This window comes from uncultured Aquabacterium sp. (genome assembly GCF_913773725.1).
In the GTDB taxonomy this organism is placed as follows: domain Bacteria; phylum Pseudomonadota; class Gammaproteobacteria; order Burkholderiales; family Burkholderiaceae_C; genus Aquabacterium.
The window spans coordinates 1-20,478 of the sequence record NZ_CAJYGK010000089.1 but is presented as its reverse complement, the minus strand read 5'-3'; the positions used below and the strand labels follow the sequence as shown (position 1 = coordinate 20,478).

The 20,478-nt window shown below is 67.9% G+C and carries 18 protein-coding genes and 1 riboswitch; of the genes, 14 read left to right on the top strand and 4 right to left on the bottom strand.

Going from position 1 to position 20,478, the window contains the following annotated elements; all coding sequences use genetic code 11:
• Nucleotides 1-70: 70 nt before the first annotated feature.
• Nucleotides 71-1,849 carry an acetolactate synthase 3 catalytic subunit gene (locus QZ709_RS10325; RefSeq protein ID WP_294637191.1) on the bottom strand — a complete coding sequence of 593 codons (1,779 nt, stop codon included), beginning with the start codon at nucleotides 1,847-1,849 and terminating at the stop codon, nucleotides 71-73.
• A 322-nt stretch (nucleotides 1,850-2,171) separates the two neighbouring features.
• Here QZ709_RS10325 and QZ709_RS10320 point away from each other — a divergent pair, with 322 nt between their 5' ends.
• The 5 genes from QZ709_RS10320 to QZ709_RS10300 all read left to right on the top strand — a co-directional run bounded on the left by QZ709_RS10320 (nucleotide 2,172) and on the right by QZ709_RS10300 (nucleotide 5,476).
• The gene (locus tag QZ709_RS10320; protein ID WP_294637190.1) at nucleotides 2,172-2,756 is read left to right on the top strand and encodes an RNA polymerase sigma factor; all 585 of its coding nucleotides are present in this window, start codon (nucleotides 2,172-2,174) and stop codon (nucleotides 2,754-2,756) included.
• Entirely contained in the window at nucleotides 2,753-3,406 is a 654-nt protein-coding gene (locus tag QZ709_RS10315) for a DUF3619 family protein (RefSeq protein WP_366937164.1), read from the top strand. The genes QZ709_RS10320 and QZ709_RS10315 overlap by 4 nt, the downstream gene beginning before the upstream one ends.
• Nucleotides 3,403-4,206, top strand: coding sequence for a DUF3106 domain-containing protein (locus QZ709_RS10310; protein WP_294637189.1), 804 nt, complete (start codon nucleotides 3,403-3,405; stop codon nucleotides 4,204-4,206). The genes QZ709_RS10315 and QZ709_RS10310 overlap by 4 nt, the downstream gene beginning before the upstream one ends.
• Nucleotides 4,207-4,269: 63 nt before the next feature.
• On the top strand, nucleotides 4,270-4,854 hold the full coding sequence (locus QZ709_RS10305; protein ID WP_294637188.1) for an RDD family protein: 585 nt from the start codon (nucleotides 4,270-4,272) through the stop codon (nucleotides 4,852-4,854).
• 7 nt (nucleotides 4,855-4,861) lie between these two features.
• Entirely contained in the window at nucleotides 4,862-5,476 is a 615-nt protein-coding gene (locus QZ709_RS10300) for a TIGR00730 family Rossman fold protein (RefSeq protein WP_294637187.1), read from the top strand.
• A gap of 25 nt (nucleotides 5,477-5,501) precedes the next feature.
• Here QZ709_RS10300 and QZ709_RS10295 read toward each other — a convergent pair whose 3' ends face one another.
• Nucleotides 5,502-5,840, bottom strand: coding sequence for a P-II family nitrogen regulator (locus tag QZ709_RS10295; RefSeq protein WP_294637186.1), 339 nt, complete (start codon nucleotides 5,838-5,840; stop codon nucleotides 5,502-5,504).
• Nucleotides 5,841-5,980: 140 nt separating this feature from the next.
• On the bottom strand, nucleotides 5,981-7,702 hold the full coding sequence (locus QZ709_RS10290) for an NAD+ synthase (protein WP_294637185.1): 1,722 nt from the start codon (nucleotides 7,700-7,702) through the stop codon (nucleotides 5,981-5,983).
• On the opposite strand from QZ709_RS10290, the gene QZ709_RS10285 reads away from it, so the two are divergent.
• Both QZ709_RS10285 and QZ709_RS10280 read left to right on the top strand, forming a co-directional pair.
• Nucleotides 7,701-8,960, top strand: a complete 1,260-nt coding sequence (locus QZ709_RS10285; protein WP_294637184.1) for a GNAT family N-acetyltransferase — start codon at nucleotides 7,701-7,703, stop codon at nucleotides 8,958-8,960. The genes QZ709_RS10290 and QZ709_RS10285 overlap by 2 nt on opposite strands.
• Before the next feature lie 43 nt (nucleotides 8,961-9,003).
• Nucleotides 9,004-9,522 (top strand): hypothetical protein, encoded by a 519-nt coding sequence (locus QZ709_RS10280; RefSeq protein WP_294637183.1) that lies wholly within the window; start codon nucleotides 9,004-9,006, stop codon nucleotides 9,520-9,522.
• A 15-nt stretch (nucleotides 9,523-9,537) separates the two neighbouring features.
• On the opposite strand, the gene QZ709_RS10275 is transcribed toward QZ709_RS10280, so the two are convergent.
• On the bottom strand, nucleotides 9,538-11,070 hold the full coding sequence (locus tag QZ709_RS10275) for a serine/threonine-protein kinase (RefSeq protein WP_294637182.1): 1,533 nt from the start codon (nucleotides 11,068-11,070) through the stop codon (nucleotides 9,538-9,540).
• Nucleotides 11,071-11,221: 151 nt separating this feature from the next.
• Between QZ709_RS10275 and QZ709_RS10270 the strand changes: the two genes are divergently transcribed.
• The 7 genes from QZ709_RS10270 to QZ709_RS10240 form a co-directional block, all read left to right on the top strand.
• Nucleotides 11,222-13,144, top strand: coding sequence for a sensor domain-containing diguanylate cyclase (locus QZ709_RS10270; RefSeq protein WP_294637181.1), 1,923 nt, complete (start codon nucleotides 11,222-11,224; stop codon nucleotides 13,142-13,144).
• A 103-nt stretch (nucleotides 13,145-13,247) separates the two neighbouring features.
• Nucleotides 13,248-14,714, top strand: coding sequence for an NAD(P)/FAD-dependent oxidoreductase (locus QZ709_RS10265; RefSeq protein WP_294637180.1), 1,467 nt, complete (start codon nucleotides 13,248-13,250; stop codon nucleotides 14,712-14,714).
• A 46-nt stretch (nucleotides 14,715-14,760) separates the two neighbouring features.
• The gene (locus QZ709_RS10260; protein ID WP_294637179.1) at nucleotides 14,761-16,635 is read left to right on the top strand and encodes an aminopeptidase P family protein; all 1,875 of its coding nucleotides are present in this window, start codon (nucleotides 14,761-14,763) and stop codon (nucleotides 16,633-16,635) included.
• Between the two features lie 210 nt (nucleotides 16,636-16,845).
• Nucleotides 16,846-16,966: riboswitch (guanidine-I (ykkC/yxkD leader) on the top strand.
• Nucleotides 16,967-17,024: 58 nt separating this feature from the next.
• Nucleotides 17,025-18,053, top strand: coding sequence for an ABC transporter substrate-binding protein (locus tag QZ709_RS10255; protein WP_294637178.1), 1,029 nt, complete (start codon nucleotides 17,025-17,027; stop codon nucleotides 18,051-18,053).
• Between the two features lie 15 nt (nucleotides 18,054-18,068).
• A complete protein-coding gene (locus QZ709_RS10250) occupies nucleotides 18,069-18,980 on the top strand; it encodes an ABC transporter permease (RefSeq protein ID WP_294637177.1) in 912 nt (303 codons plus the stop codon).
• A 55-nt stretch (nucleotides 18,981-19,035) separates the two neighbouring features.
• The gene (locus tag QZ709_RS10245; protein ID WP_294637176.1) at nucleotides 19,036-19,905 is read left to right on the top strand and encodes an ABC transporter ATP-binding protein; all 870 of its coding nucleotides are present in this window, start codon (nucleotides 19,036-19,038) and stop codon (nucleotides 19,903-19,905) included.
• Nucleotides 19,906-19,946: 41 nt separating this feature from the next.
• Nucleotides 19,947-20,478, top strand: a 532-nt coding sequence (locus QZ709_RS10240; RefSeq protein WP_294637175.1) for an urea amidolyase associated protein UAAP1, incomplete at its 3' end; no start/stop codon positions are given.

Sequence of the window (20,478 nt, the reverse complement as noted above, 5' to 3'; positions counted from 1 at the left end):
CGTGCCGGAAAGCACGGGCCTTGGTTCAACCCCGACCAGATCGGGCCTCGATGTCAGAGGGTGCGCCGGATCAGAGTTCCTCGGAGCCCAGCAGCATCTCCGAGATGCCCTTGCCGGCCTGCACCATCGGCCACACGTTCTCGGTGGGGTCGGTGCGGATGTCGAGGAACACCGTGCGGTCCTTCAGCGCAATGGCTTCCTTCAGGGCGCCTTCCACGTCTTCCGGACGCTCGACCAGCATGCCCACGTGGCCATAGGCCTCGGCCAGCTTCACGAAGTTCGGCAGCGCGTCCATGTAGCTGTGCGAGTAGCGGCCCGAGTACTCGAGCTGCTGCCACTGGCGTACCATGCCCAGGTAGCGGTTGTTCAGCGACAGCACTTTCACCGGGGTGTTGTACTGCAGGCAGGTCGACAGCTCCTGGATGCACATCTGGATCGAGCCTTCACCGGTGATGCAGAACACATCCGATTCCGGCTTGGCCAGCTTGATGCCCATCGCGTACGGCAGGCCCACGCCCATCGTGCCCAGGCCACCGGAGTTGATCCAGCGGCGCGGCTCCTCGAACTTGCAGTACTGGGCGGCAAACATCTGGTGCTGGCCCACGTCCGAGGTGATGTAGTGGTCGGTTCCGGCCGTCAGGCGGCCCAGAGTCTCGAGCACAAACTGCGGCTTGATGACCTCGTTGGAGGTCTTGTAGCGCAGGCACTCGCGCTTGCGCCACTCGTTGATCTGGCTCCACCAGGCGGCCAGGGACTGCTGGTCGACCTTTTGAGCCGACTCCTTGACCTGGGCGATCAGCTCCAGCAGCACGTCCTTGACGTCGCCCACGATGGGGATGTCGACCTTGACGCGCTTGGAGATCGACGACGGGTCGATGTCGATGTGGATGATCTTGCGCTCGACCTGGGCGAAGTGCTTCGGGTTGCCGATCACGCGGTCATCGAAACGCGCACCGATGGCGATCACGACGTCTGCGTGCTGCATCGTCATGTTGGCCTCGTAGGTGCCGTGCATGCCCAGCATGCCCAGGAACTTGGGATCGGACGCGGCCGTGGCGCCCAGACCCATCAGCGTGTTGGTGCAGGGGAAGCCGAGCATGTCCGACAGCTCGCGCAGTTCCTTGTGCGCGTTCGCCAGCACCACGCCGCCGCCCACGTAGATGTAGGGGCGCTTGGCGTTGAGCAGCAGTTGTACAGCCTTGCGGATCTGACCGCCGTGGCCCTTGCGAACCGGGTTGTACGAACGCATTTCCACCGTCTCGGGATAGTGGAAGGCGGTCGTCTTCAGCGAGACATCCTTCGGGATGTCGACCACGACCGGGCCTGGGCGGCCGGTGCGGGCGATGTGGAAGGCCTTCTTCAGCGTGCTGGCCAGCTCGGCCACGTCCTTCACCAGGAAGTTGTGCTTGACGATGGGGCGGGTGATGCCGACGGTGTCGCACTCCTGGAAGGCGTCCAGGCCGATGGCGGCCGTGGGCACCTGCCCGGTGATGATCACCATGGGGATCGAATCCATGTAGGCCGTCGCGATGCCGGTGATGGCGTTCGTCACGCCCGGGCCGGAGGTCACCAGTGCGACACCGACGTCGCCCGTGGCGCGCGCATAGCCGTCGGCGGCGTGCACGGCAGCCTGCTCGTGGCGCACCAGCACGTGCTCGATCGTGTCCTGCTTGTACAGGGCGTCGTAGATGTAGAGGACGGCGCCACCGGGGTAGCCCCAGATGTACTTGACGTTCTCGGCCTGCAGGCAGCGGACGAGGATGTCGGAACCGTTGAGGATTTCGCCCTGGGCGATGGAGGCGGCGTCGGCGGCTGCGGCGCGCTTGGCGTCTGCGGGAGACATGTCCATGATGAAGAAGAACCTTTCCGAATTTCTCTAACGAAAAACGATCGGTGCCCCTCTTACACGATCACCACCCGGGCGGGTGGCAACAGCAGCACTGCGGCAACGGATTGCCAGCGTGCTCGCCCTCGTGAGGCGGTTTCGGAGCCTGCGCGGCCTGGGCCCGTCGCCTGTAGATGCGGGCGAGCACAAGCCAGATCGAAATGGCGCAAAACCGACATTATTGCATTCCCTGACACAACTTCAAGCGAAGCAGCCCCGCGGGGTGACGCCGCGCAAGCCGGTGCCATAATCCGCCGCGACAAACGCCGCCGTCTGGCTTTCGGTCTTGACCCCTCTGCCCAGCCCCTCTCCAGAAGAAGAACTCGACGACTTTCTCAGAAGTGTCGAGCGCCGCGCCTTCAAGCGCACGGTCTATGCCGTCCGCGACGAAGACGCTGCCCTGGACATCGTGCAAGACAGCATGATCCGGCTCGTGCAGAGCTACGCCGACCGCCCGCCCGGCGAGTGGCCGATGCTGTTCCAGCGCATCCTGTCGAATGCCACCCTGGACTGGTTTCGCCGGCAGAAGGTGCGCAACGCCGTGTTCACCAACATCGGCGACATCGAGGCCTCGGCGGACGATGGAGAGGGCGACTTCGATCTGCTGGAAGCGCTGACTGCCGAAGACGCTGGCACGGAAGGTGCGGATGACGCAGCGAGTCGCACCGAAACCCTCGCCCAGATCGAAGATGAGATCGCGCGGCTGCCAGCACGTCAACGGGAAGCGTTTCTGCTGCGTTACTGGGAGGAACTGGATGTTGCAGAGACGGCCGCTGCCATGGGGTGCTCCGAAGGCAGCGTGAAAACCCACTGCTCCCGCGCCGTCCAGGCCCTGGCCAAAGCCCTACAACTTCGTGGAATCACATTGTGAAAACCCGTCCCACTCTCCCGCTGAACGCGGCGCAACGCGAGGCGCTTGAAGCCCGCTTTGCCCTGCGTCTGAGCGCGCGCCTGGACGAAGGTGCGCAATCGGTGCCACATGACATCACCGAGCGGTTGCGCGTGGCGCGACAGCAGGCGGTGGAGGCCGCCCGCGTGGCGCGCCTGAAGGCAGCACCGGCCATCAGCGTGGCGCCGCAAGGCCTTCAGGTTGGCTGGGCGTCTGCCACGGCAGGCGCAGGTCGGGCTCTCGGCCCCTGGCATGACGGAGCAGCGGCACGCCGATCGGATCACGGCCGCCGACTGGACGACGGGCCCGTTTCATGGGGGTGGCGCCTTGCGTCTGCCCTGCCGGTGCTGGCCCTGGTGGCTGGCCTGTGGGGCGTGAAGTTCTATCACCAGCTCGAGCAGCTGGAGGCCGCGGCCGATGTCGACATCGCCCTGCTGAGCGACGACCTGCCGCCTGACGCCTATGCAGACCCGGGCTTTGCGGAATTCCTGAGCCACGACACGGCGCCGGCGACGGCGGTGTCCGCGTTGCGTACGCCGGACATCGAGGTGGCAGTGCAGGCCCCGTCGGCCGATCCGATGGAACAGGGCACCGACGACGCGGCGGCCGCTGCGGCGGCGGTGTCGCCATGACGATGCGTCGCCCGCTGTCTCTCGCCTGCACCACCGTGGCGCTGGCCCTGTTGTCGGGCACGGCGCCATCGGTGCTCGCGCAGCCTGCGCCGACCGCCCCGGCGCCCCAGGGTGGCGCGATCGCGTGGCAGGACCTCAGCCCGGCACAGCGTGCCGTGCTGCAGCCGCTGGCGTCTCAGTGGGCCACACTGCCCGCAGGCAGCCAGGAAAAGTGGGTGCAGGTGGCGGCGCGCTACCCGAAACTCAGCGCCACCGAGCAGCAACGGCTGCGCGAGCGCATGATCCAGTGGGCCTCTCTGCCTGCCAGCGAGCGGGGCGAGGCGCGGCTGCGGTTTCAGCAGGCCCGTCAGCTGAGCCCGACCGAGCGCCAGCAGAAATGGGAGGCCTATCAGGCCCTCTCACCTCAGGATCGCGACCTGCTCGGCAGACAGGCACGTGAGCGCACGGTTCCCGCTGCTTCCTCTGCGGCCTCTGCCACACCGGCTTCGCTGCTGGGCAGCCGCCGCGTGGTCACGGAAGATGGCCGCAAGCTCAATGTGGTGCCAGCAGCCGGCCAGCGGACGGCGGCCAGCCCCACGGTGGTCGCGCCTGCGCTGGTGAAGGACGGCCCGGGCGCCACCACCCGGCTCGTGACGCAGCCGCCCGCGCCTCCGCTGCATCAGCAGGCCGGCCTGCCCAAGATCACGGCCACCCGTGTCTTTGTCGATCCCGTCACCCTGCTGCCTCGCAAGGGCGCGCAAGGGGCGGCCATGGCCACGCCGCCTTCGGGCGTGATGCCTGCGGACGACCTGCCGGACTGAGCCGGCGCGGCCTCGCGACGTGGTGGTATCGTTCGCGCCTGCCTGCCCTGTCCGTCCCGCATCATGTCCGCCCGGCGCCCGTCCTCGTACCGATCTCTCACCCCTGAAGAAACCGCCCTCCGTGCGCACGGCCCCGCACCGCGACTGCGCCGCAGGCTGACCTCGTTCGTCTATGAAGGCGTGCTGGTGTTCGGCATCGCCGTGCCAGTGGGCCTGCTGTACGGCATCGCCACCTCGCAACGCCATGCCTTGCAAGGGCGGCACGGTCTGTGGCTGGCGCTCGTGCTGGCCTTCGCGCTGTATTACACCTGGTGCTGGGTGCAGACCGGGCAGACGCTGGCGATGAAGACCTGGCACCTGAAGGTGGTCGATGCCCAGGGGCAGGCGCTGCGGCTGCCACGGGCACTGCTGCGCTATGCGCTGGCATGGCTGTGGCTCGTGCCGGGGCTACTGGCGCCCAAGCTGCTGGACCTCCATCAGGGGCGCGCGGTCTTCGGCGCGCTCGTGGGATGGATGGTGTTTTATGCTGTGCTGAGTTTCGTGCTGCCCCGGCGCCAGTTCCTGCATGACGTGCTGAGTGGCACGAACCTGATCGACACGCGCCCCGACCCCGAGGCTGCTGCCCCGAACGCCGCCTCAGCGGCCTGAGAGAACCATGTCCCTGTCACTCTGTGTGTATTGCGGCTCGCGAGACGGGCTGGACCCGGCCCATGTGGCCGCCGCCCGCGAAGTGGGCCGACAGATCGGCGAGCGCGGCTGGCGCCTGGTGTACGGCGGGGGCAGCACCGGCCTGATGGGCACCGTGGCCGATGCCGCGCTGCAGGCCGGCGCCCAGGTGCTGGGCGTGATCCCCGAGCGGCTGATGACCCGCGAGATGGGGCACGGCGGCCTGACCGAGCTGCAGGTGGTGGACACCATGCACGCGCGCAAGCACCTGATGGCCATGCGCTCGGACGCCTTTCTGGCCCTGCCGGGCGGCATCGGCACCATGGAGGAAATCTTCGAGGTGTGGACGTGGCGGCAGCTGGGCTACCACCGCAAGGCGCTGGGGCTGCTGAACGTGGCCGGCTACTACGACCACCTGCTGCGCTTCATCGACACCTGCCGCGAAGGCGGCTTCCTGTGGCCCGACGTGCAGGAACTGCTGCTGGTCGACGCCGACATCACGTCGATGCTGGACAGGCTGGAAGACGAGCACGCCCGCCTTCAAGTGCAAACGCCGCCGGACCAGCCTGAGCCGGGTCCTGGCGGCGTCTCGACCGAGATCTGATCCCGGCCAGCCGATCAGGCGGCGGTCAGACCGCCGATTCGTCGGTTTCGCCGGTGCGGATGCGCACCACCTGCTCGACGGCGGTCACGAAGATCTTGCCATCGCCGATCTTGCCGGTCTTGGCCGCCTTGATGATGGCCTCGATGCAACGGTCCACGTCGGCGTCCTTCACGACGACCTCGATCTTGACCTTGGGCAGGAAATCGACGACGTACTCGGCACCGCGGTAGAGCTCGGTGTGGCCCTTCTGGCGGCCAAAGCCCTTCACCTCGGTGACGGTCAGGCCGGTCACGCCGACTTCAGCCAGGCCTTCGCGGACTTCTTCGAGCTTGAACGGTTTGATGACGGCGGTGATCTGTTTCATGAGGGAACTCCAGAAAGTCGGCGAAGTGGGGAAATCGACAAGGCTTCGGGGCGCATTGCTGCGCCGCATGATGACTATTTAAGCACGTCTGTGACAGCCCGGCACCCCGGGATGAGGGCCGTACAGGGTCACATCGGACTTCAGGCGCGGAAGCGCGACGTGATCGGGTAGCGCCAATCGCGGCCGAAGGCGCGGTAGGTGATGCGGATGCCCACGGGTGCCTGACGGCGCTTGTACTCGTTGATCTTGATGAGGCGGGTGACCTTGTCGACGTCAGCGCGGTCGAAGCCTGCGGCCACGATCTCTTCGATGGACTGGTCCTGCTCCATGTAGCGCTCGAGGATGGCGTCGAGCACGTCGTACTCCGGCAGGCTGTCCTGGTCGGTCTGATCCGGTCGCAGCTCGGCCGAGGGCGGGCGCGTGATGATGCGCTCGGGGATGGGCTCGACCTGACCGGCTGCCGCGGCCTGGGCGTTGCGCCAGCGCGCCAGCCGGTAGACCACCGTTTTGGCCAGGTCCTTGATGACAGCAAAACCGCCGGCCATGTCGCCATAGAGCGTGCAGTAGCCCGTGGCCATCTCGCTCTTGTTGCCGGTGGTCAGCACGATGGCGCCGGTCTTGTTGGACAGGGCCATGAGCAGGGTACCGCGGATGCGGGCCTGGATGTTCTCTTCGGTGGTGTCCTCGGCGCGGCCCACGAACAGCGGCGCCAGCGAGGTCTTGAAGGCCTCGAACTCGGGCGCGATGGCGATCTCGTCGTGGCGCACACCCAGACGGTCGGCCATGTCGCGCGCGTCGATCCAGGAGATGTCGGCTGTGTAGGGCGACGGCATCATCACGGTGCGCACCTTGTCGGCGCCGAGGGCATCGACGGCGATCGCCAGCACCAGGGCCGAATCGATGCCACCCGACAGGCCGATGATGGCGCCGGGAAAACCGTTCTTGCCGATGTAGTCGCGCACGCCGGTGACCAGGGCCTGCCAGATTTCGGCATCGGCTGAGGGCACGTCGGCCAGCGTGCCTTGCACGGCACCGCCCGGCTGCAGCGCCAGGGACAAGGTGGCTGCTTCGAAACTGGGCGCGCGCGCGCAGACCTGCCCCTGGGCATCGACGGCGAACGAGGCACCATCGAACACCACCTCGTCCTGGCCACCCACCATGTGGGCATAGACCAGCGGCACGCCCAGTTTGCGGGCGCGTTCGCCCATCAAGGTTTCGCGCTCACCCCATTTGCCGGCATGGAAGGGCGAGGCGTTGACCACGACCAGCGCGTCGGCACCCTGCGTCATGGTAGCCGCGGCAGGCTCGTCGAACCACGCGTCTTCACACACCAGCAGGCCAAGGCGCCAGCCCAGCACGTCGACCACGACCGGGCCGAGACCGGCTTCGCGCCCACTGAGGAAGTAACGCCGCTCGTCGAAGACCTGGTAATTGGGCAGCTCGCGCTTGGCATAGCTGGCGCGCACCTGCCCGCCTGCAATGAGGCTGGCGGTGTTCAGCAGCCCGGGCTGGGCATGGGAACGTCCGCGCAGCCCGGCGCCCGGGGCGGGCTTGGGGTGGCCGAGCACGAGGTGCAGGTCGGGCAGATCGGCCAGCCTGGCCGCGATGTCGGCCACGGCCTGCTCGCAGGCGGCCACGAAGGCGGGGCGCAGCAGCAGGTCTTCTGGGGGGTAGCCGCACAGGGCCATTTCCGGGGTCACGACAAGGCGCGCGCCTTGCGCGTACGCTTGCCGGGCTCCGTCAACGATCTGACGGGCGTTGCCGGCCAGGTCGCCGACGACCGGGTTGAATTGCAGCAGGGCCACGTTCAGCGCCTGGGAAGGGCCTGAGGCGGGACGGGCCACGGACGACACAGCATTCATGAGCAGGTTTCAAGCAGACGGCGCAGATGCGCAAGGCAGCATGGTACCGGCCGAATCGGCCCCATGCAGCGTGACCTGGGTCCATGACCCCGCCGCGATCGACGCCGCACAGTGGGATGCCCTGCTGCCGGCCGGAGGCAGCAGCCCGTTCTTGCGGCATGCGTTCTTCCAGGCCTTGCACGAGACGCGCGGCGCCCACCCGGACACAGGCTGGCATCCGCAGTTTCTGCTGCTGCACGATGCGCAGGGCGTGCTGCGGGCGGCCTGCCCCGCCTATGCCAAGGACCACTCCTATGGCGAGTACGTGTTCGACTGGGCCTGGGCCGATGCACATGACCGGGCCCTGGCGCGCCACGGGCAGCACTACTATCCCAAACTGCTGAGTGCCGTGCCTTTCTCGCCCATTCCGGGAGCGCGCCTGCTGGTGGATCCCCGCCTGCCCGATGCGATGCGCCAGGTGTGGCAAGGGCGGCTGCTGGACGCGCTGGTCGAGCGGTGTGCCGAGCAGGGCTGGTCATCGGCCCACGCGCTGTTCCTGCCTTCGGACGAAGCGGCGCTGGCCGTCGAGCGGGGCTGGTTGAAGCGCGAAGGCGTGCAGTTTCACTGGCTCAACCGCGCGGAACGACCTTACACCGACTTCGCCGACTTCCTGGCCAGCCTGCAGCGCGACAAGCGCAAGAAGATCCAGCAGGAACGCCGCAAGGTGGCCGAGGCGGGTGTGCAGTTCGAAGTACGCGCTGGCGAAGCCATCACGGCAGCGGACTGGCATTTCTTCCACCGCTGCTACGCGCGCACCTATCTGGAGCATGGTCAGCGGCCCTACCTCACCGAAGCGTGCTGGCACCAGCTTGGGTCCACCCTGCCGGATTGCTGGACGATGTTCATCGCGTCTCTCGGCGGGGAGCGCATCGCGGCATCCCTGCTGGCCGTCGACCCGGTTGGCCGTGTGGCCCACGGACGCTACTGGGGCGCCCTCGCGTCGGTGTCCTGCCTGCATTTCGAGGCCTGCTACTACCAGCCGATCGCCTGGTGCATCGAGCAGGGGATCCTGCGTTTCGAGGGCGGCGCCCAGGGGGAGCACAAGCTGGCACGCGGCCTGCTGCCAGTGAGCACGCAGTCGGTGCACTGGCTGCGCCACCCCGGGCTGCGCGAGGCAGTTGCCGACTTTCTGTCACGCGAGGAACGGGGCATCGGGTATTACCTGAACGAACTGGACGAACGCCAGCCGTTCAAGCAAGGGGATCTCCCATCACGGTGAGGGGGGCAACCCGGGACCATAGACGAACAGACACAGGGACTTCATGAATTCACCTCTCGCAGCCGGCGTTGCCGCCCTGCCGCCGCCGGTCATCGACATCGAAGCCTCGGGGTTCGGGCACGGCAGTTACCCGATCGAGGTGGGCTTCGTGCTGCCGGACGGACAAGCGTGGTGCAGCCTGATCCGGCCCGAGGCGGACTGGCAGCACTGGGACGATGCTGCGGCCTCCATGCACGGGATCACGAGGGAGCAGCTGTGGTGCCATGGCCGCTCACCGGCGACGGTGTGCGACACGTTGAACCAGCGCCTCAGGGGCTTGACCATCTACTCCGACGCCTGGGCCCATGACTACACCTGGCTGGGCCGGCTCTTCGACGTGGCCGACCGCGTGCCGGCGTTCAAGCTGGAGAACCTGCGCGCGCTGCTGACCGAGGCCGACGCCGCGCGATGGCATGAGGTCAAGAGCCAGGTGGCCGCCCGCATGGGGCTGGCACGCCACCGGGCCAGCGCGGATGCGCGCCTGCTTCAGCAGACGCTGGTGGCCGTGAAGCAGGCTGCCTGACCGCACAGGCCGCCGTCAGGGCGGAAAGTGGTTGCGCTGAGCCTCTTCCTGCTTGCGCATCTGCACGCATTCGGCATGGCGCGCGTACGCGGGCCGACTGCAGTGTTGCTTCATGCAGATGGCCAGAAAGATGAAGGACTTGCCGGCGCACGCTGTGCGCGGGCTCAGCGGCCCAGGGCGGGCCGAACGCGGCTTGGGCTCGGGGCGCTCGGGCGTGGACGCAGGCTGCGCAGCAGGCAGGGGAACAACGGGTGACGACGCCGATGCCGGCATCGCGGCCGCCTGCTGGGCAACGGATGGGGCCGGCGTCGCCTCGGGCACCGGCGCGGCAGCCTGCCCGAACCATCCGAAGCCCGCTGCGGCCACACCCGAAGCTGCGATCAGTCCGGCCCAGGCCACGCGGCTGAAGCGCCGGCGACTCGGCCCGGAGCCCGGTGCAGGTGAGAGGCCGCCCCCCGCATGCGCGGGCGCGATGTCGGCCAGGGGCACCGTGGGCCGTTCGGCGTCACCGGCTGCTGCACGGCTCGGCACCCCGTCTGGACGCGAATGTGTCGTCGGTGGGCGCGCCAGCACCGTGGGCATCACGCCCGCGTCGGCGGCCAACAGCCGCGGCTCGACCTGATCATCCCGCTCTTCCAGCTCTTCCTGCCATTGCGCCACCGATGCGGGTCGGTCCAGGGGGCGCACCGCCAGGGCATGGTCAATGGCCCGCAGGAGGCCGGGGCTGTAGTGTCGGTCGAAGCCCCGGGCCAGCGCGGTCGCCATGCCGGACAGGGAGGGCAACTCGTCCTGCACGGTCCGGGCGGTGGCCGGCACCGGTGGCCGCCCGGTGACGCAGAAATGCAGGACGGCGGCCAGCGCGTACAGATCCGTCCAAGGCCCCTGCCTCAGGTGGCGCGTTTCGGCGTACTGCTCGATCGGGGCGAAGCTGGGCTTCACGATGGCCGTGAGTGCTTGGGTGTGGTCACTGATGACGCGCCGTGCCGCCCCGAGGTCGAGCAGCACGGGTGCCCCGCACCCTGGCCCGGCCTCGCTGTCGAGCAGCAGGATGTTGTCGGGCGCGATGTCGCGGTGATAGACCTGCTCGCGGTGCAGGCAGGCCAGCGCGCCGAGCAAGGGTTGCAGCAACGCGCGCAGCCAGGCCTCGTCCGGCGGCCCGGGCATCTCGCGACGCACGGCCTGCAAAGTGCGCCCTTGGTAATACGGCATCACCATGTAGGCGGTGCCGTGCGCCTCCCAGAAGCGGTAGACCTTGACCAGGGCCGGGTGATCGAAACGGGCCAGCAGACGGGCTTCGTTGACGAAGGAGCGCAGCCCCAGTTCGAAGGTTTGCGCATCGGCCCCGGCTCGCAGGGCCAATGTCAGATCGGGCTGGCGCACGGCCAGCGTGGCGGGCATGTACTCCTTGACCGCCACCGGGCGCTGCAGCGTGTGGTCGAACGCAAGGTAGACGACACCGAAACCGCCCGAACCCAGCACACGCTGGATCTCGAACTCGGCGAGCTGGGTGCCCGGCGGCAGCACATCGTGTGCAGACAGAAGCGGCATGAAGCGGGAATGCGGTCGACGAAGCGCACGGCGTACGGCAAGCCATCAGCTTAACCGACTCGCTGCCCCACCACTGGCACCGTTTCGCCCCTACAGATGGCGCTCCGCCATCCGAAATTCCGGGTGCTGTCATGTCACAGACGGGGTATCCATGTCATCACGTCGTTTCACGTCGATGATCCTGGCGATGCCCACACGATCCGGCTCCTTCGCGACGGCCCTGATGGGGCTGTCTGTCGCGCTCGCCACGGTCCTGCTTGCGTCGTCCATTGGCTCATCCACTTCGCGCTCCACAGCCACGCTGTATCAGTGGCATGGCGCGGCGCTGCTGCTCGGGATTGCGGGCGCGGCGTGGTATCACGCCCTCCGGTCGCGACGCCATGCGAGCGCGAGCCAGACCGGTGCGCGAACCATGGCCTTGCTGGATGGGTTGAACGATGCTGTCGTCGTCCTGGTCCGGGATGCCGATGATCCCTCGCCTCAGCGTGTGTCGTATGCCAACCCCGCCGCCCGGACCGTGTTCGGCGAGGCAACCGAGCGCCTTGGCGGCCCTCTTGCTGCCGCGATGTGGCCGGCATTGCACCAGGCCATCGACTTGGCGTGGTCGACCCGGCGAGCACAGCAGACTGAAGAGGGTGGCCAGTTCCCCGCCAGCACCGCCACCGCATCGCGCTCGGGTGTGCGCTGGTGGCTCCATCAGGTCATTCCCCTGCCGGACGGCCTGGCCGTCTGTACCCGGGAGACCACCGCGGCCCATCAGACCCTGCAGGCGCTGCAGGAGAAAGAAGCCTTCTACCGCACGCTGGTGGACAGCCTGCCACTGGGCGTGTTCGCTCGCAGCACCCGCCCTCGAACAGCCGGCCAGTACGTGGTGTGGAACCAGGCTGCGGCCGACATCATGCGCTTGCCGGCCGAGGTGGTGCTCGGGCGCACGGCGAGCGAGCTCATGCCGGCCGAGATCGTCCGGCAGGCCGACACCCTGGACATGGCCGTGGTGCGCGAGCCCCGGGTGCACCGGTTCAACGACCTGGTGTTTGTCACACCGACCGGCGAGCGTGTGATCGACATGGTGAAGTGCCCTGTCTATGGCCAGGACGGCGAGATCGACCACATTCTGTCGATCGCACAGGATGTGACGGCGCAACGCCAGACGGCCGAGCAACTGCGCCTGGCATCGCGGGTGCTGGAGGAAACCGGAGACGCCGTGGTGGTCAGCGATGCCGTGGACCGGATCGTGGCCGTGAACCCTGCCTTTCTGCATCTGACGGGTCTGCCGGAGGCAGACGTGCTCGGCCGCAGTGCCGAACTGGTGGGCCTGCCTCCGCTGCGCGAAAGCCATCTGCCCGGCATCCTGGCCCGACTGGAAACAGGGCAGCGCTGGCACGGCGAGAGCCGGCAGGTGTGCCAGGATGGCCGCACGCTCGACATCTGGCTGAGCGTAAGCACGCTGCGCAACGAAGCGAGCCGCATCACGCAGCACATCCGGCTGTTCAGCGACATCTCGGTGCTCAAGGCCCAACAGCGTGAACTCGTCGAGCAGGCCCGGCATGACAGCCTCACGGGCCTGCCCAACCGGAGGGCCTTCGGTGAACGACTGCGGCAGGCCATGGCCCGAACCCAGCGCCGCCCCCAGGCACTGGCCGTGCTGTTCGTGGACCTGGACGGCTTCAAGGCCATCAACGACCGCCACGGTCACGCAACCGGCGACCAGATCCTGGTGGAGGTGGCACGTCGGCTGCAGACCTGTGTGCGGACCACGGACACGGTATGCCGCCTGGCTGGCGACGAGTTCACCGTCATTCTGGAAGGAGCCGGCCTGCCGGACGATGTAGCGCGCGTGGGCACCCGGATGCTCCAGTGCCTGAGCCAGCCTCACGCCGTGGGACAGGAGGCCATCGTGTGCACGCCGAGCATCGGTGCGGCCTTCCAGCAGGCGGAGGACACGCCCGACACGCTGTGCGCCCGCGCGGATGCCGCCATGTACGTGGCCAAGGCCGCCGGCAAGGGCCGGCTGGAGATCGACGATGCAACGCAGCCCGTAACAGTAAGAAAGTGTCAGAAAGAGGCCATTTAGAAGCAGAAGCCCCTTGTTTTCGGGGCGAAACGTGAGGGGAAAAGACCACATAAATCACTCGGGAAAAGGTATAAACCGTTGATTGCACGTCAAAAGGTTCCCCATGAAGCCCGTTTCGCCTTCGTCCGCCTCCCAGCCTGGTCGCCCGGGACACGGCCGCCCCCGCGTGGTGATCATCGGCTGTGGCTTCGGCGGCCTGGAGGCCGCCAAGGCACTGGACGGCGCTGCCGTCGACATCGTGGTGGTGGACCGCACCAACCACCACCTCTTTCAGCCCTTGCTGTACCAGGTGGCCACCGCCGGCCTGTCGGCCCCTGCGATCGCAGCGCCGATCCGCCACGTCCTGCGCAAGCAGATCGCCGACGGCCAGCTCACGGTGTTGATGGGCGAGGTGACCGGCGTGGACACGGCCTCCTCCTGTGTGCAGATGGACGGTGGCGAACACCTTCACTACGACCACCTCATCGTGGCGGCCGGTGCCACCCACAGTTACTTCGGCCGGGACGACTGGGCCCGTTTTGCCCCCGGATTGAAGACACTCGGCGATGCATTCACCATCCGACGGCGCGTGCTCAGCGCCTTCGAGCAGGCCGAACGGGAATCCGATCCCGCCCGCCGTGGCCCCTGGCTGACCTTCGCGGTCGTGGGCGCCGGCCCCACCGGTGTCGAGATGGCCGGCACCCTGGCCGAGATCGCCCAGCAGACGCTGAGCGCCGAGTTCTGCCGCATCGACTCGCGCGAGGCGCGCGTCATCCTGCTCGAAGGGGGCCCTCGGGTACTCGGAACGTTCACCGAACCGCTGTCTCAACGCGCGAAGGAACAGCTGGAAGGCCTGGGTGCCGAGGTGCTGCCAGGCGCCAAGGTGACCGACATCAATGCCTTCGGCATCCAGTACGATTTGAACGAACGGCAGCCCGACGGCAGCACGCGTTCGGTATCGCACTTCCTGCCTACACGCACTGTGATCTGGGCAGCCGGTGTGGCCGCGTCACCCCTCGGCAAGGCGCTGGCAAAGACCACGGGATGCGAACTGGATCGCGCCGGCCGCGTGATCGTGCAGCCCGACCTGACGATTCCCGGCCACCCCAACATCTACGTCGTGGGCGACCTGGCCAGCGCCAAGAGCTACCACGACCCGCAGAACCCGACCCCGGTGCCGGGCGTGAGTCCAGGGGCCAAGCAGATGGGACGCAAGGCCGCGTTCAACATCATCCGCCGCATGAAGGGGTTGGAGCCCCAGTCCTTCCGCTACTTCGACTACGGTTCGTTGGCCACCATCGGCAAGCGTGCTGCCGTGGCCATGATCGACCTGCCCTTCACGAAACGGCAGTTGCGCTTCAGCGGCTTTGCGGCGTGGCTGTTCTGGCTGTTCGTGCACGTGTACTTCCTGATCGGCTTCCGCAACCGGCTGGTGGTCATGATGGACTGGGCGTGGGCCTACTTCACATCCCAGCGGCATGCGCGCGTGTTCCCGGACCCTCACGCCCTGGAACCCCACAAGCGCCTCGTGCGGGTGGACGACGACACGACAGCCAAGGCGCCTCACACGGGCGCGCGCGCGGCAAGGTAATGCGGGGCGTGGCAACATCCGGGCTGACACCCTGCTGGATTGCCTTGTGAACGCCCCTGCCGCCCTCGCCTCTGCCTCCGCTGTCCCGGCCCGCCTGGCCGCCTTGCGTGCCGCCATGGCTTCCCACGGGTGGCATGCGGTGATGCTGCCCAGCAGCGACCCTCACCTGTCGGAGTACCTGCCGGAGCGCTGGCAGGGCCGCGTGCACTTCAGCGGCTTCACCGGGTCATCCGGTACCTTGCTGGTGGCCGCCGACCGCGCTGCGCTGTTCACCGACAGCCGATACTGGACGCAGGCCGAGGCCGAGCTGTCCGGCACCGGCGTCGATCTGGTCAAGCTGGACGGCCCGCCGGTGCCGGCCTACGTCGCCTGGCTCAAAGCGCTGCCGCTGAGTACGGGCACGGCCACCCTGGCCGCCGATGGCGCCGTGCTGGGCCTGGCGCAGGCGCAGCAGCTGCAAGAAGCCCTCGCAACCGTGCAGACCTCGACGTGGCAACTGGCCACCCGCCAGGACGTCCTGGATGGCGTGTGGCCGGAGCGGCCTGGTCTGCCCACCGCACCGGTGCATGAACACCTGCCCCCCCACGCGACCACCTCGCGCCAGGAGAAGCTCGCCGGCGTGAAACAGGCGCTGCAGGCCCGCGGTGCCACACACCACTGGATTGCCACCCTGGACGACCTGGCCTGGGTGCTGAACCTGCGGGGCGCCGATGTCGACTACAACCCGGTGTTCCTGGGACACCTGCTGATCCGCCCCGATGGGGCCGATCTGTTCGTCGGTGACGGCAAGGTGGGCCCGGCGCTGGCTGCCCGTCTGGCCGAGGACGGGGTGCGCTGCCGCCCCTACGACGAGGCGCTGGCCGCCATGGCCTCGCTGCCCCTCGATGCCGTGCTGCTGCTGGATCCCAAGCGCACCACCTGGGGCCTGCGCGAGGCCGTGCCCGAAGGCGTGCGCGTGATCGAGGCCATCAACCCGAGCACCGTGGCCAAGGCGTGCAAGACCGACGCCGAGGCCGCCCACATCCGCGAGGCCATGGCGCGGGACGGCGCCGCCATGTGCGCCTTCTACGCCTGGCTGGACCAGGCCCTGGGCCGCGAGGCGATCAGTGAGCTCACCATTGACGAGCGCATGACGGCCGAGCGCGCCCGCCAGCCGGGCTACGTGTCGCTCAGCTTCCCGACCATCGCCGGCTTCAACGCCAACGGGGCCTTGCCGCATTACCGTGCCACCCCCGAATCGTTCGCGATGATCAGCACCCCGACCGGCCTGGTGGCCGAAGGCCTGCTGCTGATCGACTCGGGTGCGCAGTACCTGGGTGGCACGACGGACATCACCCGCGTGTGGGCCATCGGCAAGCCCACGGCGGCGCAGCAGCGCGATTTCACGCTGGTGCTCAAGGGCACGATGGCCCTGTCGCGTGCGCGCTTCCCGCGTGGCACGCTGGCACCCATGCTTGACGCCCTGGCCCGCGCACCGCTGTGGGCCGAAGGGCTGGACTTCGGCCATGGCACCGGCCATGGCGTGGGCTACTTCCTCAACGTGCACGAGGGGCCGCAGTCGATCTCGAAGGCCGTGCCGCATCCCGACATGGCCATGCTGCCCGGCATGGTGACCTCCATCGAGCCCGGCCTGTACCGCCCGGGTCAGTGGGGCATCCGCATCGAGAACCTGGTGCTCAACGTGCCGGTGATGCCGGCCGTGCCGAACGCCGAGCCGGGTACGCCCGAGCATGGCGACTACCTCGCATTCGAGACGCTCAGCCTGTGTCCCATCGACACCCGCTGCATCGACCGCAGCCTGTTGCGCCCGGATGAGGTGGACTGGCTGAACGGCTACCACCAGCATGTGCGCGAGCGCCTGCTGCCGCTGGTCGAGGGCGACGCACGGGCCTGGCTGATTCGGCGTACCGAGCCGATCTGACGGAAGCACGGCAGGCACCTGAACGGGGCCACAGGCCGCGCCACACCCCGACATGAGGCGCCACGACGCCGGCCTTGCGGCCCCGTTCGCACCACGGCTGTGCGGTTCCGGCCTGCAAGCGGCGGGCTGCCTGGGAGGGCACCGGGAACGGCGCCTGGCACAGCGCTTGCGTTGATCTCACATGAGAGGACCGGCGGCGATGTCGGTCTCTGACAGGACAGCTAGGGTTCCGATCCCGGTGCATGCACGGGGGTGACTGGTCCGAGAGCGGTCGGCCCCCATCGGCTTCATACCGGCAGGGGCTCCACGGCGGGACAAAAGCCCGGGAGGTTCGCTTCGATGTCACGGAGTGTCCTCTCGCGTCCGCCAACCGATCCAGGAGCTTGCCCATGCTGTCCGTCTCTCGCCCGAACACCGGTTCTTTGCTGTGCGTCGGCCCCGCGCTGAAGCACAAGGTGCTCGGGGCCATGGCCGCGGTCGCCGCCGCCATGGCCCTCGCAGCACCCCTTCCGGCCGCAGCCGAAGTGAAGGTGGGCGTGTCGGACTGGCCGGGCTGGGTCGCCTGGTACGTGGCCGAGCAGAAAGGCTTCTTCAAGAAGCACGGCGCCGACGTCAAGCTCGTCTGGTTCGCCAACTACACCGATTCGATCTCGGCCCTGTCCTCGGGCAAGCTCGACGCCAACTCGCAGACCTGGTCCGACACCATGGGCCCGCTCGCCAAGGGCCTGCCGCTCAAGGCCATCCTGGTCAACGACAACTCGGCCGGCAACGATGCCGTGATGGTCTCGCCGAAGATCAAGTCCATCAAGGACCTGAAGGGCAAGACGGTCGCGCTGGAGGAATTCAGCGTCTCGCACTTTGTCCTGGCCACCGCGCTGGCCAAGAACGGCATGAAGCCGGCCGACGTCAAGATTACCAACCTGAGCGCGGGCGACGCCGCAGCCGCCTTCCTGGCTGGCCGTGTGGACGCCGCCGTGGTCTGGAACCCCTGGATCCACCAGATCGAAAGCAGCGGCAAGGGCAAGGCCGTGTTCACATCGAAGGACATGCCTGGATTGATCCCGGACCTGCTGGTGGCGCAGGACAAGGCCATCAAGGCCAAGCGCAAGGACCTGGTCGGCATGATCAAGGCCTGGTTCGACACCGTCGCCTTCATTGCAGCCCAGCCTGACGAGGCCGCGAAGATCATGAGCAAGGTCGTGAGCCTGAAGCCCGATGAGTACGAGGTCTTCCTGCCGGGCACCAAGTTCTTCGACGCGGCAGCCAACCGGTCGGCGATGGACGGCAAGAGCCCTCAGTCGCTGGTCGCCGTGGCCCCGACGGTGTCGGCCTTCCTGCTCGAGCACAAGCTGATCGAGGGCAAGCCCGATCCGGCCAAGGGTGTCGACGCCTCCCTGCTGGCCGAAGCGCTGAAGTAAGTCGGAACGCGCTCCATGTCCATCACCCCGCTTCCCGTGAACCCGGCCGACCTCCCGCCTGTTGCAGCGCCCGCCGTCCCACCCAGCGTGTCGCATGGGGTGCCGATGCAGCGCCCCAATGAGACGGGCCAGGTCAACCCGCGCCGGCGCGGCCTGGCCGTGCGTCAGGACATTCCGCGTGCGGTGTACTGGGGGCTGGCCGCGGTGGGCCTGCTGGTGCCCCTGCTGCTGTGGCTGCTGGCCGCTGCAAGCGGGGCCGACCCGGTGTTCCTGCCTTCGCCCGCCAAGGTCGTGGCCCGCCTGGGCCTGTGGTGGGACGACGGGCTGCTGGGTGACGTCGGCATCAGCACGATGCGCGTGGTGGTGGGCTGGGCGGTGTCGGCGCTGATCGCCCTGCCGGTGGGGCTGATGATCGGCACCTGGCGGCCCGTGCAGGCGCTGCTCGAGCCGCTGACCGACTTCATCCGCTACATGCCGGCGGTGGCCTTCATCCCGCTGGTGATGGTCTGGGTCGGCATCGACGAAAGCGCCAAGGTCGCCATCATCTTCATCGGCACCTTCTTCCAGATGGTGTTGATGGTGGCCGAGGACGTGCGCCGTGTGCCCATGGCCCAGATCGAGGCGGCCCAGACGATGGGCGCCACCGCAACCGAGGTGATCGAGAAGGTCATCGTGCCGTCGGCCAAGCCGGCCCTGCTCGACACCCTGCGCATCACCATGGGCTGGGCCTGGACCTACCTGGTGGTGGCCGAACTGGTGGCAGCAAACTCGGGCCTGGGCTACGCCATCCTCAAGGCGCAGCGCTTTCTGCAGACCGACAAGATCTTCGCCGGCATCCTGCTGATCGGCCTGATCGGGCTGCTGATCGACCAGCTGTTCCGCTTCGCGCACCGCAAAGCCTTCCCGTGGCTGCACGCACGCCACTGAGCTGTACGCACTGCCTGCCTCGATGGCTTCGATGAACCGATCCCAAGGGCCTTTCATGCCTGCAGACACCCCCTCGCTCGGCATTCACTGCCGGCAGTTGCACAAGACCTACCCGGGCGCCAGCACGCCGGCACTGGTCGACATCCACCTCGATGTGCACCCGAACGAGTTCGTCGTGCTGGTGGGCGCATCCGGTTGTGGCAAGTCCACCTTGCTGCGCACCATCGCCGGGCTCGAAGCCTATGACAGCGGCGTGCTGACCGTGGGCGACCAGGCCGTGACCGGCCCCGGCCTGGACCGCGCCATGGTGTTCCAGCACTACAGCCTCTACCCGTGGCTGACGGTGCTGGACAACATCCGCTTCTGCCGCCAGTTGAAGGCACACACCGCCGAGCGCACCAGCGGCGACGTCGAAGACGCCGCCGGCCGCGCCGACGCGCTGCTGCACCTGATGGGCCTCACGCACGTGGCCAAGGCCTACCCCAGCCAGCTCTCCGGCGGCATGCAGCAGCGTGTGGCCATTGCCCGCGCGCTGATGAGCCGCCCGCCCGTGCTGCTGATGGACGAACCCTTCGGCGCACTCGACGCCCAGACCCGCGAGGTGATGCACGACCTGATCCAGCACGTGCATCGGCTGGAGCGCACCACCATTGTGTTCGTCACGCACGACGTGGAGGAGGCCATCTACCTGGCCGACCGCGTGGTGCTGATGGCCCCGCGCCCAGGTCGCATCGACTCGATCCACACCGTGCCGCTGCCAGGTGTGCGCACGCAGGACATGAAGCTCGCGCCCGAATTCCTCGCGCTCAAGCGCCTGCTGCTCGACCGCATCCGCGACACCTCGGGCATGAAGACCGACCTGGACCTGCTGGCGCAGTTGAGTCGCTCGGCCGCCGATGTGGCGTCTGGCGCCACGGCCCCCTGATCGACTGCACCGCGCCCCTCTCCTCTCACTGGCCGACACCCATGAGCACCGCCCCCTTCGAGATCCCTGACAACCCGCCGCTGGCTCAGCCGGTGGATGCCCCGGCCTTCTGGCAGCGCTTCGCGCCCGACCTGCCCGCCGACCGCGTGATGTGGTCAGAGATCGTGCCCGGGGGTTGCCACTGGTCATGGGTGATGCCGCGTGGCAGCCGGATGCGCATGGTGGCCCTCGAGGCCGGCGCCAACCTCAGCATGGTGCTCTACCACGCACGGGAAAAGCTCGAGCGCTACAACATGCCCGACTCGCTCAAGGCCCAGCACACGGCCCACTACACGCTAGGCCACGTCCTGATGAGCGACATGGGTCGCGCACTGGCCAGCATCACGGCCGACACCGTGGGCTGGCATGACCCGCTGGGCGCGCTGCTGGATGCCGAGCGCATGCAGGCGAAGTACGGCGACCGCTCCTTCCACACGCACCGCAACGCGATGCACCGCAGCGGCAAGGATGGGTTGCTGATCGAGATCGGCAAGTACGGTCTGGCCCGTCGCGACCTGATCGCACCGGTGAATT

Bases quoted from the DNA above. Each gene is read 5' to 3' on its own strand.
- QZ709_RS10300 (WP_294637187.1), top strand. From the start codon at position 4,862: ATGTCCCTGTCACTCTGTGTGTATTGCGGCTCGCGAGACGGGCTGGAC.
- QZ709_RS10305 (WP_294637188.1), top strand. From the start codon at position 4,270: ATGTCCGCCCGGCGCCCGTCCTCGTACCGATCTCTCACCCCTGAAGAA.
- QZ709_RS10280 (WP_294637183.1), top strand. From the start codon at position 9,004: ATGAATTCACCTCTCGCAGCCGGCGTTGCCGCCCTGCCGCCGCCGGTC.
- QZ709_RS10310 (WP_294637189.1), top strand. From the start codon at position 3,403: ATGACGATGCGTCGCCCGCTGTCTCTCGCCTGCACCACCGTGGCGCTG.
- QZ709_RS10325 (WP_294637191.1), bottom strand. From the start codon at position 1,849: ATGGACATGTCTCCCGCAGACGCCAAGCGCGCCGCAGCCGCCGACGCC.
- QZ709_RS10265 (WP_294637180.1), top strand. From the start codon at position 13,248: ATGAAGCCCGTTTCGCCTTCGTCCGCCTCCCAGCCTGGTCGCCCGGGA.
- QZ709_RS10270 (WP_294637181.1), top strand. From the start codon at position 11,222: ATGTCATCACGTCGTTTCACGTCGATGATCCTGGCGATGCCCACACGA.
- QZ709_RS10295 (WP_294637186.1), bottom strand. From the start codon at position 5,840: ATGAAACAGATCACCGCCGTCATCAAACCGTTCAAGCTCGAAGAAGTC.
- QZ709_RS10290 (WP_294637185.1), bottom strand. From the start codon at position 7,702: ATGAATGCTGTGTCGTCCGTGGCCCGTCCCGCCTCAGGCCCTTCCCAG.
- QZ709_RS10250 (WP_294637177.1), top strand. From the start codon at position 18,069: ATGTCCATCACCCCGCTTCCCGTGAACCCGGCCGACCTCCCGCCTGTT.
- QZ709_RS10285 (WP_294637184.1), top strand. From the start codon at position 7,701: ATGAGCAGGTTTCAAGCAGACGGCGCAGATGCGCAAGGCAGCATGGTA.
- QZ709_RS10245 (WP_294637176.1), top strand. From the start codon at position 19,036: ATGCCTGCAGACACCCCCTCGCTCGGCATTCACTGCCGGCAGTTGCAC.
- QZ709_RS10255 (WP_294637178.1), top strand. From the start codon at position 17,025: ATGCTGTCCGTCTCTCGCCCGAACACCGGTTCTTTGCTGTGCGTCGGC.
- QZ709_RS10275 (WP_294637182.1), bottom strand. From the start codon at position 11,070: ATGCCGCTTCTGTCTGCACACGATGTGCTGCCGCCGGGCACCCAGCTC.